General features: G+C 59.5%; 18 protein-coding genes. 11 read left to right on the forward strand and 7 right to left on the reverse strand.

What is annotated here, in order from left to right; genetic code table 11:
* The first annotated feature begins 158 nt into the window (after nt 1-158).
* The 6 genes from ACSQ8V_RS02260 to ACSQ8V_RS02285 all read left to right on the forward strand — a co-directional run bounded on the left by ACSQ8V_RS02260 (nt 159) and on the right by ACSQ8V_RS02285 (nt 3748).
* The gene (locus tag ACSQ8V_RS02260) at nt 159-719 is read left to right on the forward strand and encodes a cytochrome b (protein ID WP_213765856.1); all 561 of its coding nucleotides are present in this window, start codon (nt 159-161) and stop codon (nt 717-719) included.
* Nucleotides 720-864: 145 nt separating this feature from the next.
* Nucleotides 865-1437, forward strand: coding sequence for a YceI family protein (locus ACSQ8V_RS02265; RefSeq protein WP_436204768.1), 573 nt, complete (start codon nt 865-867; stop codon nt 1435-1437).
* Nucleotides 1438-1485: 48 nt separating this feature from the next.
* Entirely contained in the window at nt 1486-2070 is a 585-nt protein-coding gene (locus tag ACSQ8V_RS02270; protein ID WP_213765858.1) for a YceI family protein, read from the forward strand.
* A 403-nt stretch (nt 2071-2473) separates the two neighbouring features.
* Entirely contained in the window at nt 2474-2833 is a 360-nt protein-coding gene (locus ACSQ8V_RS02275) for an MFS transporter (protein ID WP_436204769.1), read from the forward strand.
* Nucleotides 2834-2838: 5 nt separating this feature from the next.
* A complete protein-coding gene (locus ACSQ8V_RS02280; protein ID WP_436206576.1) occupies nt 2839-3540 on the forward strand; it encodes an MFS transporter in 702 nt (233 codons plus the stop codon).
* A gap of 31 nt (nt 3541-3571) precedes the next feature.
* Nucleotides 3572-3748, forward strand: a complete 177-nt coding sequence (locus ACSQ8V_RS02285; RefSeq protein WP_436204770.1) for a hypothetical protein — start codon at nt 3572-3574, stop codon at nt 3746-3748.
* Between the two features lie 51 nt (nt 3749-3799).
* Here the strand turns inward: ACSQ8V_RS02285 and ACSQ8V_RS02290 are convergent, their stop codons facing one another.
* From ACSQ8V_RS02290 to queA, 7 genes are all read right to left on the reverse strand, one after another.
* Nucleotides 3800-4057: a BrnA antitoxin family protein gene (locus ACSQ8V_RS02290; protein ID WP_213765859.1), complete on the reverse strand. Its 258-nt coding sequence runs from the start codon at nt 4055-4057 to the stop codon at nt 3800-3802.
* A gap of 59 nt (nt 4058-4116) precedes the next feature.
* Nucleotides 4117-4395: a BrnT family toxin gene (locus tag ACSQ8V_RS02295; RefSeq protein ID WP_213765860.1), complete on the reverse strand. Its 279-nt coding sequence runs from the start codon at nt 4393-4395 to the stop codon at nt 4117-4119.
* A 209-nt stretch (nt 4396-4604) separates the two neighbouring features.
* Nucleotides 4605-5555: a protein translocase subunit SecF gene (gene secF, locus ACSQ8V_RS02300; RefSeq protein ID WP_213765861.1), complete on the reverse strand. Its 951-nt coding sequence runs from the start codon at nt 5553-5555 to the stop codon at nt 4605-4607.
* A gap of 17 nt (nt 5556-5572) precedes the next feature.
* On the reverse strand, nt 5573-7642 hold the full coding sequence (gene secD / locus ACSQ8V_RS02305) for a protein translocase subunit SecD (protein ID WP_436204771.1): 2070 nt from the start codon (nt 7640-7642) through the stop codon (nt 5573-5575).
* Between the two features lie 132 nt (nt 7643-7774).
* Nucleotides 7775-8098 (reverse strand): preprotein translocase subunit YajC, encoded by a 324-nt coding sequence (yajC, locus tag ACSQ8V_RS02310; protein WP_213765863.1) that lies wholly within the window; start codon nt 8096-8098, stop codon nt 7775-7777.
* 170 nt (nt 8099-8268) lie between these two features.
* Nucleotides 8269-9456, reverse strand: a complete 1188-nt coding sequence (gene tgt / locus ACSQ8V_RS02315) for a tRNA guanosine(34) transglycosylase Tgt (protein ID WP_436204772.1) — start codon at nt 9454-9456, stop codon at nt 8269-8271.
* 191 nt (nt 9457-9647) lie between these two features.
* Nucleotides 9648-10700 carry a tRNA preQ1(34) S-adenosylmethionine ribosyltransferase-isomerase QueA gene (gene queA, locus ACSQ8V_RS02320; protein WP_436204773.1) on the reverse strand — a complete coding sequence of 351 codons (1053 nt, stop codon included), beginning with the start codon at nt 10698-10700 and terminating at the stop codon, nt 9648-9650.
* Between the two features lie 368 nt (nt 10701-11068).
* Between queA and recG the strand changes: the two genes are divergently transcribed.
* The 5 genes from recG to ACSQ8V_RS02345 all read left to right on the forward strand — a co-directional run bounded on the left by recG (nt 11069) and on the right by ACSQ8V_RS02345 (nt 17617).
* The gene (gene recG / locus ACSQ8V_RS02325; RefSeq protein WP_436204774.1) at nt 11069-13309 is read left to right on the forward strand and encodes an ATP-dependent DNA helicase RecG; all 2241 of its coding nucleotides are present in this window, start codon (nt 11069-11071) and stop codon (nt 13307-13309) included.
* A gap of 592 nt (nt 13310-13901) precedes the next feature.
* Nucleotides 13902-14861, forward strand: coding sequence for a hydrogen peroxide-inducible genes activator (locus tag ACSQ8V_RS02330; protein ID WP_213765867.1), 960 nt, complete (start codon nt 13902-13904; stop codon nt 14859-14861).
* A 358-nt stretch (nt 14862-15219) separates the two neighbouring features.
* Nucleotides 15220-16704, forward strand: coding sequence for a catalase (locus tag ACSQ8V_RS02335; protein ID WP_436204775.1), 1485 nt, complete (start codon nt 15220-15222; stop codon nt 16702-16704).
* Nucleotides 16705-16798: 94 nt separating this feature from the next.
* Entirely contained in the window at nt 16799-16969 is a 171-nt protein-coding gene (locus ACSQ8V_RS02340) for a hypothetical protein (RefSeq protein WP_165086332.1), read from the forward strand.
* 156 nt (nt 16970-17125) lie between these two features.
* Complete coding sequence (locus tag ACSQ8V_RS02345) at nt 17126-17617, forward strand: Dps family protein (protein WP_213765869.1); 492 nt, start codon at nt 17126-17128, stop codon at nt 17615-17617.
* The last annotated feature ends 67 nt before the right edge of the window (nt 17618-17684 follow it).

A 17684-nucleotide genomic window follows, 5' to 3' on the forward strand; every position in this document is an offset into this window, starting at 1 on the left:
GGGCGAGTCGGCAACTATTTCTTTATCGAAAAGCCGGTTTTTACTTGTTCGGGTAGGATGGCGGCCTTGAGACCTTGTCGTCGGGTTGTTGCGGTTGCCGCGCGAGAAACCGCTTGGGGTCAAGTCATCAATTCCGCACTCTTTCTGGTGGATCACGTATGGAACGCAGCCCGAATTTCGCCAGCTCCGAGCGCTACAGCCGGACCGCGATCGGCCTTCACTGGCTGATCGCATTGCTGATTGTATGCGGCTTCTATCTTGGCTGGATCATGACCGATATTCCCGGTTTCACGCCAACCAAGCTCAAATATTTCTCCTGGCACAAATGGATCGGCGTGACGGTGTTCGTGCTCGCCGTCGTGCGCGTGCTCTGGCGCGCCACGCATAAGGCGCCGTCCATGCCGCGGCGCATTCCCGCGTGGCAAAAAGGTGTCGCTCACCTCACGCACTTTCTGCTTTATGCGCTGATGCTCGTGATTCCTGCCTCCGGGTATCTCTATAGCTCGGCGGCCGGCATTCAGGTCGTGTATCTCGGACTGGTGCCGCTGCCGACGATCATCGGACCGGACACCGCGCTAAAAGTCACGCTGAGGCTGGTCCATATTTACCTGAACTACACGCTGCTCGTGCTGGTGATCATGCACGTCCTGGCGGCGCTGAAGCATCAATTCGTCGATCGTGACGGTTTGCTCGCACGCATGATTCCGTTCCTCCGATAAGCACTGTCCGTTCGCATTCAACCGAAATGAAGCGTAATTGATTCCTTGTTGTTGATAGCCAGTTTCCTCCGCACAGGTTGCGCTGGATTGCGTTTGACTTTTCAATAGCGGCTCAACCGGGTTTCCCGGTGGCCTTAGGACAAACATGAAACACGCGAAATTTTCCCGTTGGTTGCTTGCAGGCGTTTGCTCCGCATCGCTGGTTGCGGCGGTTTCCGCCTTTGGTCAAAGCCAGGTCGATACGACCAAGAGCACGGTGACGGCGACATCGAAGCAAATGAACGTGCCGGTTGAAGGCAAGTTCAATAAGTTCACCGCGCAACTCGACTTCGATCCGGCCAAGCCGGCTGCGGGCAGCGCGAATATCAGCATCGATACGAGCAGCTACGATCTCGGCGATGACAGCTACAACAAGCAAGCCGCGAACAAGGACTGGTTCGATACCGCCCATTTCCCGACCGCTACATTTACCTCGACCGCGATTGCACCGGCCGGTGGAACCAAGTTCAACGTCAGTGGCAAGTTGACCATCAAGGGCAAGTCGCAGAACGTCACCGTGCCGGTCACCGTCACGAGCCAGGGCGCAACGCAAACCTTCGATGGCTCATTGCCCATCAAACGCACGCAGTTCGATGTCGGCTCGGGTGAATGGAAAGACACGTCGGTTGTGGCTGACGAGGTCGTCATCAAGTTCCACCTCGTCGCGACGAAGAAATAAACCAAGAAATAAGCCCTCATCGATCATCACATTCATCCTGGAAAACTCATGAAAAAGAACCTTCTGATTGCAGCCGCTGGCGCGCTTTTCGCGGCCGTTTCCTTTAACGCGATGGCTGAAGAAGTCACGTACCAACTCGACCCGAGCCACACCTACCCGAGCTTCGAAACCGACCACTTCGGCGGCATCTCGATCTGGCGCGGCAAGTTCGACAAGAGCAGCGGCACGGTGACGCTCGATCGCGCGGCCAAGAAGGGCACGCTGGACGCGACCATCGACATGACGTCGATCGATATCGGCAATGACAAGCTGAATGGCGAACTGAAGAGCGCGCAGTTCTTCGATGCCGACAAGTTTCCGACAGCGACCTACAAGGGTACGTCGATGAAGTTCAAGGGCGATGTACCGGTTGAAGTGATCGGTGAGCTGACGCTGCATGGCGTGACGAAGCCGTTGAACCTGAAGATCGAATCGTTCAAGTGCTTCACGAACCCGATGATGAAGAAGGAAGTGTGCGGCACGGAATCGACGGCAACGTTTGATCGCGGCGACTTCGGCGTGGACTACGGCAAGGCGTATGGCTTCAAGATGAAGACCACGCTGCATATTCAAGCCGAAGGCATTCGGCAATAAGCCGGACGTTCTTTCCCGCTGGTTCTTTCCTGCGAGATAAGAAAACCGCTTCCGACCGAAGCGGTTTTTTTTCGCCCCCGGCATGGCGAGCATTTCGATCCGGATTTCGGTGTGGCACAGTCGGCCGCGTTTTCGCTTTGGCCGACAGCTAGTCGTACCGACAAGAACAGGATCATCTTTCATGGGACCAGAGTAAGCGCTGAAGCGCCAACTCTGGTCGACCGCAACAAGTTGCATGGGACCAGAGTAAGCGCTGAAGCGCCAACTCTGGTCGACCGCAACAAGTTGCATGGGACCAGAGTAAGCGCTGAAGCGCCAACTCTGGTCGACCGCAACAAGTTGCATGGGACCAGAGTAAGCGCTGAAGCGCCAACTCTGGTCGACACACGAATTGGAGAAATGCATGAGCAGTACGCCCGCAGCAGTACCGATCAGCCGCCCAGCCGCGTGGCGCGCGGTGGTGGCCGCGTCCATAGGCAACGCGCTCGAATGGTTCGACCTCGTGGTCTACGGGTTCTTCGCAGTCGTTATCTCGAAGTTGTTTTTCCCGTCGGGCAACGACTCGGTGTCCATCCTGCTGACACTCGGTACGTTCGGCGTATCGTTTTTCATGCGGCCGCTCGGCGCCATCGTGCTTGGCGCGTATGCCGACAGGGCAGGGCGCAAGGCCGCGCTCACGCTGTCCATCCTGTTGATGATGATGGGCACATTCATCACGCCGTACTGCCCACGTACTCGTCCATCGGCGTTGCCGCGCCGTTGATCCTGGTGCTCGCGCGCCTGATCCAGGGCTTCTCGGCCGGCGGCGAGTTTGGCAGCGCGACTGCGTTTCTTGCCGAGCACGTTCCCGGCCGGCGCGGTTTCTTCGCGAGCTGGCAGGTCGCAAGCCAAGGCTTGACCACACTCCTGGCGGCGATATTTGGCGTGGTGCTGACCGGCAACCTGTCGCCGGAACAGATGAGTTCATGGGGCTGGCGTGTGCCGTTCATCTTCGGCTTGCTGATCGGGCCGGTGGCGTACTACATCCGCACGCGCCTCGACGAAACGCCAGAATTCCTCGCCTCCGCTCCTACGACAACCCCTTTGCGCGACACCTTCGCGTTGAACAAGGAACGCTTGCTGATCGCCATCGGAACGGTGGTGCTGGGCACGGTGGCGACGTACCTCGTGCTCTTCATGCCGACCTATGCGATCCGGCAGTTGGGACTCGCGCCATCGGTGGCTTTCGCGGCCATCCTGCCCACGGGCGCAATCCAGATGGTGCTCTCACCATTTGTAGGTCATTTCTCCGATACCCACGGCCGCATGCGCATCATGCTGATTTCGGCGGTGCTGTTGCTTCGTGTTGATCTATCCGCTATTCACGTGGCTCGTCGGGCATCCGACCTTCGGCACGCTGCTGGTCGTTCAAGCGGTGCTCGGCGTGTTGATGACCGGGTATTTCGCGGCGTTGCCAGGGTTGTTATCTGAGATGTTTCCGGTTGCCACGCGCACGACCGGAATGTCGCTGGCTTATAACATCGCGGTGACGGTGTTCGGCGGATTCGGGCCGTTCATCATCACGTGGCTGATTGCATCGACGGGATCGAAGGCCGCGCCCAGCTTTTATTTGATCTTTGCCGCAGTGGTGAGCCTGATCGCGTTGATGGCGGCGCGCAAGCGGCTCGGGTTCAAATGAAGCGCTAGGCGTGGGTTTGCACGCCTAGCGCTGTTGCCGATGGCCGCAGTCCTACGAGTGCTGCTTCTGCTGCGCCAGCATGTAGGCACGCAGAAGTTTGTTGATCCGCGTTTGATACCCCTGGCCTTGTTCCTTGAACCAGGCCAGGACGTCAGCGTCCAGACGCATGGTCACCGCTTGCTTGGGCGGCGTGTGGAGTTCGGCGCGCTGGAAGAAGTCGTCGCCTAGTTCGGGCATCTCGCTGGTGTCGATACTGGAATCCGGCATGGTTTCCAGGCGTTTCCAATCCGTCTTCGTGGCTTTGCTCATGATGTGTGCTCCTGCCCTTGTTGCCGCGACGTGGCAGTAGGGCGGTTCAATAAAGCGGTTCACTGTACAAGCGCGTGTCCGTAGCGCTTTATTTCAGGCCGGGTTGCTTTGCGCGCCGAGATGATCCGAATGGTGTCACCGCTACGCTCGACATAGACGACCACAGCTACGATCAACTGCATCCACCCGAGTGCAATCCAGCGATCCTCTCCAAAGTCTTCCCTGCCGTCCGCCGCGGTCAACACCGTATGCTTGAAAATTTCGACTGCGTCAGTGAAGTCGATGCCGTGCTTGCGGATGTTGCTTCGATTCTTCGCTTCGTCCCATTCGAATTGCATGCGATCATCTGTATTTACGATTGTACATACAATGTACGGAGTTAGGCATTAATTTGCGGCGTGCATGCTGTGGGAGAGCAACGACACCATCCACGAAATGTTGCAATTGCCGGCTCAAAAGCAAAAAAAGGCCGATTCGCGAGAATCGGCCTTTCATACTGTCGAACCCTGAATTTCAGCGTTCGAACCTCACATCTTGAAGCAGGCTATCAAACCTCTGCGCCAGCATTCGGATCGGTGGGGTCGTATTTCGGTTTCTTGTCCTTGATCAGGTCTTCGCGTTTCACGCCCAGCCACATAGCGAGCGCAGCCGCGACGAACACCGACGAATAGATACCGAACAAAATGCCGACCGTCAGAGCCAGCGCGAAGTAATGCAGCGTCGCCCCGCCGAACAGGAACATGGACAGCACCATCATTTCCGTACAGCCGTGGGTAATGATGGTTCGCGACATCGTGCTGGTGATAGCGTGGTTGATCACCTCGATCACCGTCATCTTGCGTTGCTTGCGGAAGGTTTCACGAATCCGGTCGAAGATAACCACCGACTCGTTCACCGAATACCCGAGCACCGCGAGAATGGCTGCCAGCACGGAGAGCGAAAACTCCCATTGGAAGAACGCGAAGAAGCCAAGAATGATCACCACGTCGTGCAAGTTGGCGATCACGCCGGCCACCGCGTATTTCCACTCGAAGCGGAACGACAGGTAGATCACGATGCCGATCACCACGCACGCCAGCGCAAGCAGCCCGTTAGTCACCAACTCCTTGCCAACCTGCGGACCGACGAATTCCACGCGCTGCAACTGCACCTGCGCATCCTGATTCTTCAGCGCGGCCATCACCTGATCGCTCTGTTGCGCCGACGTCAAACCCTGCTTCAACGGCAGGCGAATCAGTACGTCACGTGACGTGCCGAAGTTCTGCACCTGTGCATCGGGATAACCGAGCGCGCCCAACGTGCCGCGTACCGGTTCAAGCGGCACCGCTTGCGGATATTGCACTTCCACCACGGTCCCGCCGGTGAACTCCACCGACAGATGCAGCCCACGATGCACGAGGAAAAACACAGCCGCGAGGAATGTGATGAGCGAGATCGCGTTGAAGATCAACGCGCGCTGCATCAGCGGTAAGTCGCGGCGAATACGAAAGAATTCCATGATTTATTCTCCGGGACTCAGTTGGACGAGCCGGGTTTTTTCGGTTCAATACCAGGACCCGAACGACGGCGCGCGACCGGCTTGCCGGTTCGGACCGCAGGCGCAGCCTGCTTTTGCGAACGGGCTGAAACCGGTGCTTTGGCGCGTGTAGCGGGCAGGACGACCTGATCGACGGCGGAGTCGTCGCCACGCTCGTTTGCCAGGTAAGCAGCGGTGGCCGCAGCCGTGTCGGCGCCGGCGGGACGCCAGACCTGACCGATTGCGAGCGACTGCAACTTCTTCTTGCCGCCGTACCAGAGGTTCACGAGGCCGCGCGAGAAGAACACCGCGGAGAACATTGACGTCAGGATGCCGATACAGTGTACGACCGCGAAGCCGCGCACCGGACCGGAGCCGAACGCCAGCAGCGCCATACCCGCGATAAGCGTGGTCACGTTCGAGTCGAGAATCGTGGCCCATGCGTGCGTAAAGCCGTTCTGGATAGCGAGCTGCGGCGGCGCGCCGTTACGCAGTTCCTCGCGGATCCGTTCGTTGATCAGCACGTTCGCGTCGATGGCCATACCGAGCGCCAGTGCAATAGCTGCTATACCCGGCAGCGTCAGCGTGGCCTGCAGCATCGACAGGACGGCGATCAGCAACAACAGGTTCACCGACAGCGACAACATGGAGATCAGGCCGAACAGCATGTAGTACGCGATCATGAAGACGGCGATCGCGGCGAAACCGTACTGCACGGAATCGAAGCCCTTGCGAATGTTGTCGGCGCCAAGGCTCGGGCCGATCGTGCGTTCTTCGATGATGTCCATGGGCGCCGCGAGCGAACCTGCGCGCAGCAACAGGGCCAGGTCGGCGGCTGCTTGCGGCGAAGGCTGGCCGGTGATCTGGAAGCGGTCGCCGAGTTCGGACTGGATGGTCGCGACCGTCAGTATTTCGCCCTTGCCCTTTTCGAACAGGATCATGGCCATCGGCTTGCCGATGTTGTCGCGCGACACGCTGCTCACCGCGCGGCCGCCAGCGGCGTCCAGGCGAATGTTCACCGACGGACGCTGATGTTCGTCGAAGCCCGCCGATGCGTCGATGATCCGGTCACCCGTGAAGATCACCTGCTTTCTCACGAGCGTCGGGCCGGTATTGCCCTGCGTGAAGAGTTCGTCGCCGGGGGGAACTGGATCGTTCGGACCGGGATGGGTGTTGGTCGGATCGGCGAGACGGGCTTCAAGCGTTGCCGTCCGGCCGATGATGTCCTTCGCCTTCGCCGTGTCCTGTACGCCCGGCAATTCGACCACGATACGATCGGAGCCTTGCTGCTGGATCACCGGTTCGGCCACGCCGAGTTCGTTCACGCGGTTATGCAGCGTGACGATGTTCTGCTTGAGCGCGCTGTCTTCCGCCAGCTTTTGCGCCGCCGGCGTGAACGTACCGACGACTTGATAACCATCGCCGCCTTGACGCGTCGCCCATTGCAATTCGCTCAGGCCATTCGACAGCGTGGTGCGCGCGGCATCGGCTGCTGCCTGGTCGGCAAAGTTGACCACGACTGACTGATTCACTCGATTCACACCGCCATCGCGGATGTTTCTATCGCGTAACAGCGCGCGTGCGTCCGCGGCGTTCGAGTCCAGCTTCTTGTTCAGCGCACCCGCCATGTCCACTTGCAACAGGAAGTGAACGCCGCCGCGCAAGTCGAGGCCGAGGTACATGGGCAGCGCGTGCAATGCGGAGAGCCAACGCGGAGAAGCTGCCTGCAGATTCAGCGCGACGATATATTGCGGATCGTTCGGGTCGCTGTTGAGCGTTTTCTGCAACAGATCCTTCACGCGCAACTGCGTGTCGGTGTCTTTCAGGCGCACGCGAATGTTGGCGTTCAGCGACGAATTGTCGAACGTCACTTCATCCGGCGTCACCTTGTCGGCGGCCAGCGCGGTTTCGATGTTGGCAAGCGTAGTTGAATCCAGCTTGACCGTTGCCTTGCCGCTCGATACCTGCACCGCCGGCGCTTCGCCGAAAAAATTGGGCAGTGTATAGACGAGGCCGATGACTAGCGCCACCAGCATCACGGCATATTTCCAAAGTGGGTAGCGATTCATGGGGATGGCCGAACAGGAGAGTTGGCGAGGAAGGGTAAGCGATGCGTCCGGCGATGAGCGCGGCTATTGGCCACGGGGGCCACACCATTGGGCCGGGCCACGCTGGCCGCGCCGGACGCGAGAAAGTTGGCCTTAGAGCGACTTGATCGTGCCTTTCGGGAGGATAGTCGTGACAGCAGCCTTCTGGATGGTAATTTCCGTACCTTCCGAAATTTCGACGCCAACGTACGCGTCCGTCACCTTCGTGACCTTGCCGACAATACCGCCGTTCGTGACCACTTCATCGCCCTTCGCCATGGCGGACAGCATATTGCGATGTTCCTTCTGGCGCTTCATTTGCGGACGAATCATGATGAAATACAGCACTGCAAACATCAAAATGAGCGGCAAAAAACTCATGATGCTCGACTGGGCGCCTTCTGCGCCGCCGCCGAAGGCTCTTGAAATAAAATCCACGTCGGTCTCTCCGTTATAACGATCAGAAAATTAGCCCGCTATTCTATCACCGGGCTACGCAAGCCAAGCGCGGAATGCGCTTTGTGATCAAGCTGTTAAAGCGTTGCGTAACGCAATTGTAATGTTTCTTGGGCCGATTGCAGATTCATGGCCGCACGTTAGCCATCCGGTCAGTCAATTCCGCGTGCGCGATCCTCTTTAAACTGCTTCACGAATGCGTCAAACGCGTGATTTTCGATCGAATCGCGGATTTCCTGCATGAGCTGCAAGTAGTAGTGCAGATTGTGAATCGTGTTGAGTTGCGAGCCGAGAATTTCGCCCACGCGATGCAAATGGTGCAGATAACCGCGCGTGAAGTTGCGGCAGGTGTAGCAGCCGCAGGTTTCATCGAGTGGCTTGAGCGAGTTCTTGTGGGCAGCGTTGCGGATCTTGACGTCGCCGAAACGGGTGAACAGCCAGCCGTTGCGTGCGTTGCGGGTCGGCATCACGCAGTCGAACATGTCGACGCCCGACGCCACGCCCGCCACCAGGTCTTCCGGCGTGCCGACGCCCATCAGGTAATGCGGTTTGTCCGCGGGAAGCTTCGGGCCGATGTGTTCCAGCACGCGCATCATGTCTTCCTTCGGTTCGCCGACGGACAACCCGCCGATCGCGAAGCCGTGGAAACCGATGTCGGCGAGTCCGGCCAACGATTCGTCCCGCAAATCTTCGAACATGCCGCCTTGCACGATGCCGAACAGCGCGTTCGGATTTTCACCTTTGGCGAATTCATCGACGGAACGCTTGGCCCAGCGCATTGACATGCGCATGGAATCGGCTGCGTCCTGGTGCGGCGTGGGCACGTCGTTGGTTGCATACGGCGTGCATTCGTCGAACTGCATCACGATGTCCGAGTTCAGCACCTTCTGGATCTGCATCGAGATTTCCGGCGATAAAAACAGCTTGTCGCCGTTGATGGGCGACGCGAACGTGACGCCATCTTCGGTTATCTTGCGTAGATCGCCCAGGGAAAAGACCTGAAAACCGCCGGAGTCGGTGAGAATCGGGCGCTGCCAGTTCATGAACCGATGCAGCCCGCCGTGCGCCGCTATCGTTTCCAGTCCCGGGCGCAGCCAGAGGTGGAACGTATTGCCGAGGATGATCTGGGCGTTCATTTCCTCGAGCTCGCGCGGTGCGACGGCCTTGACCGTTCCGTACGTGCCGACGGGCATGAAGATTGGCGTTTCGACCACGCCGTGGTTCAACGTGACGCGGCCGCGTCGCGCCTGGCCGTCGGTGGTGATCAGTTCGAACTTGAGGCCGTTCTCGGGGCGGACCGGTGTTTCGATCGTATCGGCGGTGTTGCTTGCTTCGGTCATTTAAAAGCTCCTGTGCCACCGGAAGCAGCTTTGCATGGGGCCGGAGTAAGGCACTGAAGTGCCAACTCCGGGCCGGCAAGTCCGGCGCAATTGGGTGAGGCGTCCGTGGGTTTTGTCGCGGCCACGATCATACGTGGCCCGTTCAATCATTCTTGCGTTAAGCCCGCTTGCGTTGCAGGCAGTGTTCTTTATTAAGCCGCCGCCTGCCGCGTGAGCAGCATCGCGTCGCCGTAACTAAAGAATCGATACCGCTCCTCAATCGCATGCGCATACGCCTCGCGGATCGCGTCCATTCCGGCGAATGCTGAGACCAGCATCATCAGCGTCGATTTCGGCAAATGGAAGTTCGTCACGAGCCGGTCGACTACGCGAAACTGGTATCCCGGCGTAATAAAAATGTCCGTCTCGGCCCTGGTTTCCGCGAGCGGCCGGCCAGCTTCGGCGGCGTCGCGGGCGGCGGCTTCGAGCGCCCGCAGCGAAGTCGTGCCGACCGCAATTACGCGATTTCCCCGCGCTTTCGTCGCCGTGATCTTGTCCGCCAGTTCCTGCGGTAGCCGATACCATTCGCTATGCATCTTGTGGTCCGCGAGATTCTCCACGCGCACTGGCTGGAACGTGCCCGCGCCCACGTGCAGCGTCAGCGTTGCGCGCTCCACGCCGCGTGCGTCGAGCGCGGCAAAGAGCGCCGGGTCGAAGTGCAGGCCGGCGGTGGGCGCCGCGACCGCGCCGGGGTTCGCCGCGTAGACCGTCTGGTAGCGGGTTTCATCGAAGGAATCGGGATCGTGTTCTATGTACGGCGGCAGCGGCAGGCGGCCATGTTGCTCGATCAGCGTCAGGCAATCGGCGGGGAAATGGAGCGTGTAGAACGGTTCCACGCGCTCGCCGACCGTGACCTCGAATGCATCGGCGAGAATGAGTTTCGTGCCCGGCAACGGACTTTTGCTCGCCCGGATCTGCGCCAGCGCGGTCGTCGCGCCGGTCAGCCGCTCGACCAGCACCTCGATACGGCCACCGCTGGCCTTCTGGCCGAGGAATCGCGCCTTCAGAACTTTGGTATCGTTGAACACGAGCAGGTCGCCGGGTTCGAGCAAGTTGGGCAGTTCGGTGAAATGGCGATCGGTAAAAGCAGCCGTCTGCGTGCGGTTATCCACGTCGAGCAAACGGCTCGCGCTGCGCTCGGCGAGCGCCGTTTGCGCGATCAGCTCGGGCGGCAGATTAAAATCGAAGTCGGAAAGCGTGAACATGGGGAAAGCAGGTCGATGCGCGATGAAACGCGCGTTATTTTGGCAAGGCGCTTGGCAAGGCGGCGCGGGTAGGCGCGGGTTCAGTGCGTTTGCAGGTTTCGCGGGCCGGCGGTCTGATCGACCGTTGCGACGGCTTCAAATAGCGCCGCGGCCTTGCGAAAATCCGCCGGGCTGCTTGCAGATCACGCCTCGGAACGCGCCGGGAAGCCGTTGGTTTCGCGGTTGCGTCCCATACGGCCGATGAGCAGAAACCTGTCGCCGACCGCATGTTCAGGCGCTTTAACGAACCCGCACATGCCGCGCGGCGAGCGGATGATGACTGCATCGCCGTGCCGAACGAAGCCGATATTGTACTTTGAAGAGATTAGATGCCCTTGTCCGACCGCCGTTTGCTCGTTGCTCCCGACGCTGAAGACGCTCCCGATGCAGCCGGTGAACCCGACGCGCCTGTTCAAAAGCGCAAACGCGGGCGCGCGGCGGGCGCGAAAAAACTCGCGGATCTGGAGATCGCCGCTGACAAGGTCCAGCCGCTAAAACCCGCTGCCGCGCCGCCCAAGCCCGTCGATAAACTCGCCAAGCTCGGCCTGAAATCCGATATTGATCTCGTGCTGCATCTGCCGATGCGTTACGAGGACGAAACCAGCATCACGCCGATCGGCCATCTGATTCCCGGTGACAACACGCAGACTGAAGGCGTGGTGTTCGACAACGAGATTGCGTACCGGCCGCGTCGGCAGTTGCTGGTCAAGATTCACGACGATGCCGGCGACGAACTCACGCTGCGGTTTCTCAATTTCTACGGTTCGCAGGTCAAGCAGATGGGGATCGGCGTGCGCCTGCGGGTTCGCGGCGACGTACGCGGCGGCTTTTTCGGCATGGAGATGGTGCATCCGGTGGTGCGTCCGGTGGATGAAGACACGCCGCTGCCGCAAGCGTTGACGCCGGTGTATCCGAGCACGGCGGGGGTATCGCAGGCGTATTTGCGCAAGGCTATCGACAGCGCGTTGTCGCGGGTTCATCTGCCGGAGTTGCTGCCCGAAAAAATCGCCCGCGCGCATCTAAAGCCGTTGAACGTTCCCGCGTTGCTCGATGCCGTGAAAACCTTGCATCACCCGCACGCCGATTCCGATGAAAACGCGTTGATCGACGGCACGCATCCGGCGTGGACGCGTATCAAGTTCGAGGAATTGCTCGCGCAGCAGTTGTCGCTCAAACGTGCGCACGAGGAGCGCCGCACGCGCGCCGCGCCGGTGATGCCCCGATTGCAGGATGTGTCCGAATCGCTGGTCGCGCGGTTTATCGGCACGTTGCCGTTCAAGCTGACCGGCGCGCAGGAACGCGTGTGCACCGAGATATCCGGCGAACTCATGTTGCCGCACCCGATGCAGCGCCTCTTGCAGGGCGATGTAGGCAGCGGCAAGACCATCGTGGCCGCGCTTGCGGCCGCGCAGGCTATTGATGCTGGTTATCAGGCGGCGTTGATGGCGCCGACAGAAATTCTTGCCGAACAGCATGCGCGCAAGCTGCGTGCGTGGCTTGAGCCGTTGGGCGTGACGGTGGCATGGCTTGCCGGCAGTCTGAAGGCGAAGGAAAAACGTGCGGCGCTGGAAGCGGCGGCATCGGGGGCGGCGCAGCTTGTGATCGGAACGCACGCGATCATTCAGGACGCGGTGGAGTTTGCGCGGCTTGGGTTTGTGATTGTCGATGAACAGCATCGGTTTGGTGTGGCCCAGCGGCTTGCGTTGCGGGCCAAGGCGCACAACGCTGCGGATGGCGTGCACAACTTCCAGCCGCATCAGCTGATGATGTCGGCCACGCCGATTCCGCGGACGCTTGCGATGACGTATTACGCGGATCTGGATGTATCGACGATTGATGAATTGCCGCCGGGGCGCACGCCGATCCTGACAAAACTTGTCGCTGATAACCGTCGGGAGGAGGTGATTGCCCGTGTGCGCGAGGCGGCGCTGACGGGGCGGCAAGTGTATTGGGTGTGTCCGCTGATTGAGGAAAGTGAGACGTTGCAATTGCAGACGGCGGTGGAGACGTACGAGACCCTTGTAGCCGCGTTGCCGGAACTGCGCATTGGGCTGGTGCATGGGCGTTTACCGCCGGCGGAAAAGGCTGCCGTCATGGATGCGTTCACGCGTGCCGAGGTCCAGTTGCTGGTCGCGACGACGGTGATTGAAGTGGGGGTGGACGTACCGAATGCGTCACTGATGGTGATCGAGCATGCGGAGCGTTTTGGTTTGGCGCAACTGCACCAGTTGCGTGGCCGTGTGGGGCGGGGCAGCGCGGCTTCGGTGTGTGTGCTGATGTATGCCGGGCCATTGTCGCAGACAGCGCGTGCTCGTTTGCAGACGATGCGCGAAACGACTGATGGCTTTGAAATTGCGCGTCGCGACCTGGAGATTCGTGGTCCTGGCGAGTTCCTTGGTGCGCGTCAGTCGGGAGCGGCGATGCTGCGGTTTGCCAGCCTGGAAAATGATGGCTGGCTGATTGAACCGGCGCGGGCGGCGGCGGACCAGATGCTGTCCCAGTTCCCGGAGGCGGTGACGGACCATCTCGCGCGGTGGCTTGGTGCGCGTGAGCAATATCTAAAAGCGTGAAACGGGTTTTTGGTTCGCACCGGTCAGGATTTGGCGACGTGGTTCGAGGCGCATGCACATTTGGTGGTTGGTCGTCCGCGGATAGCGCGGGGTGAACCGTGGGCAGGTTCAATCACTGGTGGCGAAGCGTGTGGGTATCGGTGTTCGGAGAAGGAGGGTTTCACACATCCTTCGCTCTGGCGAGCACCGTGCTTTTGGGGCACCTATGAATAGAAACTGCACGCTGTGGACACTTAGGGTAGCGTGTTTTAAAAGCGCTTTCTTTGCTTCGTTTCTTTGTCGCTTTGGACAAAGAAATGACGTGCCGCCACGCACAGTGGCTAATAGTGATAAAGAGAAAATCCGACTCTCGCAGACCACCACGGCCGAAAGCACCAACCCGGCATTGACCCCAACCACTAACCCCGGACCCTAGCAACCCGGCACCCACCCCAACCCCATCCGCCCCACCCCGAACCCCACCAAAACACCCCGTCCACCGGTGCGAACGAAAACCCTTTGAAGAACTCCAAACCCCACCGCGGGTTGGCGAATCCCCCCGACGGGTGTATAAGTCAAATCCTATCGATTCAATGACTCTGATTGGCCCCTAATGACCTTAACCGAATTGAAGTACATCGTTGCGGTGGCGCGCGAGCGGCATTTTGGCCGTGCGGCCGAGGCGTGTTTCGTGAGTCAGCCGACCTTGTCGGTAGCAATCAAAAAGCTGGAAGATGAACTGAACGTGCAGATTTTCGAGCGCGGCACCAGCGAAGTCAGCGTCACCCCAATTGGCGAACAGATCGTCACGCAAGCACAGCGCGTCCTGGAACAAACCCTCGCCATCAAGGAAATCGCGAAGCAGGGCAAGGACCCGCTGGTCGGGCCGTTGCGCCTGGGCGTGATCTACACCATCGGCCCGTATTTGTTGCCCACGCTCGTCAAGCAGATGATCAAGCGCGTCCCGCAGATGCCGCTGATGCTGCAGGAAAACTACACGCTCAAGCTGATCGAACTGCTGAAGCAGGGCGAAATCGACGTCGCCATCATGGCGCTGCCGTTTCCCGAAACCGGCCTGATGGTGCGCGCGTTATTCGATGAACCCTTCGTCGTCGCCATGCCCGCCGGCCATCCGTGGGAAAACCGGCCCAAGATCAATGCCGACGACCTGAAGCTGGAAACCATGCTGCTGCTGGGCAGCGGCCATTGTTTCCGCGATCACGTGCTCGGCGTGTGTCCCGAGTTGATGCGTTTTTCGCAGAACGCGGACGGAATCCAGAAGACATTCGAGGGGTCATCGCTGGAAACCATCCGGCACATGGTCGCCAGCGGCGTTGGCATTACCGTGCTGCCGCGGATGTCGGTGATGGAAGTGAAACCGCATGCGGGCGGCGTGGATGCCGGTTTGCTGAGCTACGTCCCCTTCAATGACCCGGTTCCGGACCGGCGCGTCGTGCTGGCGTGGCGCAAGAGCTTCACACGGATGCCGGCTATCGAAGCTATTTGCGATGCAATCGCTGCCTGCAATATTCCGGGCGTTACGCGCCTAGAGTTGCCCGCCGCCGTCAATTAACGGCTTCATAGCCGCTTTTTAGGTCCAACCGCGCCCCTCGGGGCGCGGATTCCAGCCCCATTTCCCCGTTCTTCGAAGCCCGGCATCGTTGAAATTTGCTCGACCTATCGCATAGATAAAATTAATTGAATTCGATATTCGAATAGTCTTTGCTATTCTTAGCTTCATGGATCGGCCCCGATTCACCAAAACAAACCGGAGGAAGCCATGACGCTGATCGCCCGCCAGGCCACGCAATTCACTACGACTTTTCGCGAAGCCAAAGGCGTTCTGGTGGACGTGCTAGCCAGTTTCGCTCGCACTTGCTGAACTTCCCCGACATAACGTTTCGTCCCAGACAAATTTCACGGAGCAATCGATGACCAATCGCATCCTCACCACTGCAGCAGGCGCGCCAGTCGGCGATAACCAGAACTCGATGACCGCTGGTCCGCGCGGTCCGATCGCGCTGCAGGATTTCTGGCTGCTTGAGAAGCTCGCGCATTTCGACCGCGAAGTGATTCCTGAGCGCCGCGTGCACGCCAAGGGGTCGGGCGCGTTCGGCACGCTCAAGGTCACGCACGACATTTCCCGCTTCACGAAAGCCAAGGTGTTCGCGGAAGTCGGCAAGCAAACGCCGTTGTTCATGCGCTTTTCGACGGTTGCCGGCGAACGCGGCGCGGCTGACGCCGAGCGCGACGTGCGTGGTTTCTCGATCAAGTTCTACACGGAAGAAGGTAACTGGGACGTCGTTGGAAACAACACGCCAGTGTTTTTCATCCGCGATCCGCTGAAATTCCCTGACTTCATCCATACGCAAAAGCGTGACCCGTACACCAATATGCGCAGCAACGTGGCGGCGTGGGACTTTTGGTCGCGGCATCCGGAGTCGTTGCATCAGGTCACCATCCTGATGAGTGATCGCGGGATTCCGAAAAGCTACAGGCAGATGCATGGTTTCGGCTCGCACACGTATTCGTTTATCAACGCGAACAACGAGCGCTTCTATGTGAAGTTTCACTTCAAGTCGCAGCAGCCGCTCGAGAATTTCACCGATGCCGAAGCCTCAGCGGTAGTGGGTAGCGACCGGGAAAGCGCGCAGCGCGATCTGGTCGACAACATCGATCGAGGCAATTTCCCGAAGTGGAATTTCCGCATTCAGGTGATGACGGAAGCCGAAGCCGCGACGTACCGCATGAATCCGTTCGATATCACGAAGGTCTGGCCGCACAAGGATTTCCCGCTGATCGACGTGGGCACGATCGAGCTGAATCGCAACGCGGGCAATTATTTTGCGGATGTCGAACAGGCGGCGTTTTCGCCGGCGAACGTGGTGCCGGGTATTGGCTTCTCGCCGGACCGCTTGTTGCAAGGGCGTTTGTTCTCGTACGGCGATGCGCATCGGTATCGGCTTGGCATCAATCACCATCAGATTCCGGTGAATGCGCCGAAGGCCGCTGTGCAGAACTCGTTTCATCGCGATGGCGCCATGCGCACCGACGGCAACAGCGGCGGTCGCGTGAACTACGAGCCGAACCGCTTCGGCGACTTCGCGCAGGACCCGAGCGTGAACGAGCCGGCGTTGGCGGCGGGCGCGGTGGAACGTTACGACCATCGTGAAGACACGGATTACTACAGCCAGCCGGGCGCGCTGTTCCGCCTCTTCGACGACACGCAAAAGCAGCGCTTCTTCGGCAACATCGCACGGCACATTTTCGGCGTGCCGAACGAGATAGTGGCGGTGCAGATCGAGCACTTCCGGCGCGCCGATCCGGCCTATGCGGCGGGTGTTGTCGCGGCGCTGGCGGCGTTGGGCCAGAAGGTTGAAACGGTCGACGCGAACGCCGAAGCCGCAGTGAAGTAAGCAGGGTGGGACGCGAACTCAGCAATGCGCAGAATATGCGTCCCACTCTGATTTGACACGCAGTACTCAAGGGCTGAACTCAAGGAGAACGACGATGACACAAGCGATCATGACACTCGAACGGGCGGTGAGCGGTATCGAGGCGAAGAGTCTCAATGCGTCGCGCGGCGTACGGCTCGCGATCGGTTTTGGCATCGTTGCGGCGAGTTACGCGGCGGTGATTATCGAAGGATTGCATGGTGTTGGTTTCGCCGGATTGTCCTGAAGACGCGTCGTATTGACGCGCCCGATACCCCTTGTGGCCCGCCTCCATGGCGGGTCGCACCGCGCTTCTAAGATAAACTGACGAACGCTCGGCGGCCACGGAGCAGCTTCACCCGTGGCTCGCCCGCACCGTTCGTATCACTCTCACGGAGTCACTATGGCGAAGAAAATCGCATCACCGGCTGTGAACATCGGTATCAGCGACAAAGACCGCAAGAAGATCGCCGATGGCTTGTCGCATCTATTGGCCGATACCTACACGCTGTATCTGAAGACCCATAATTTTCACTGGAACGTCACGGGGCCGATGTTCAATACGCTCCACCTGATGTTCGAGGGGCAATACACGGAACTGGCGCTGGCGGTGGACTCCATCGCTGAACGCATTCGCGCGCTGGGTGTGTACGCGCCGGGTAGCTATCGCGAATTCGCGAAGCTGTCGTCCATTCCCGAAGCCGATGGCATTCCGGCAGCCGAAGAGATGATTCGCCAATTGGTGGAAGGTCAGGAAGCGGTCGTGCGCACCGCGCGCGCGATTTTCCCGCTGACGGATAGCGCCAACGACGAACCCACCGCCGATCTGTTGACCCAGCGCATGCAGATTCACGAGAAGACTGCGTGGATGTTGCGCGCGATGCTGGGGCAGTAAGGGTTTGAGTCGATCGTCACGGATTAAGCGTGGCGGATGTAATGGAAGAAGCCTCGCGTTCAGTAGA

This window comes from Caballeronia sp. LjRoot31 (assembly GCF_964253885.1).
In the GTDB taxonomy this organism is placed as follows: domain Bacteria; phylum Pseudomonadota; class Gammaproteobacteria; order Burkholderiales; family Burkholderiaceae; genus Caballeronia.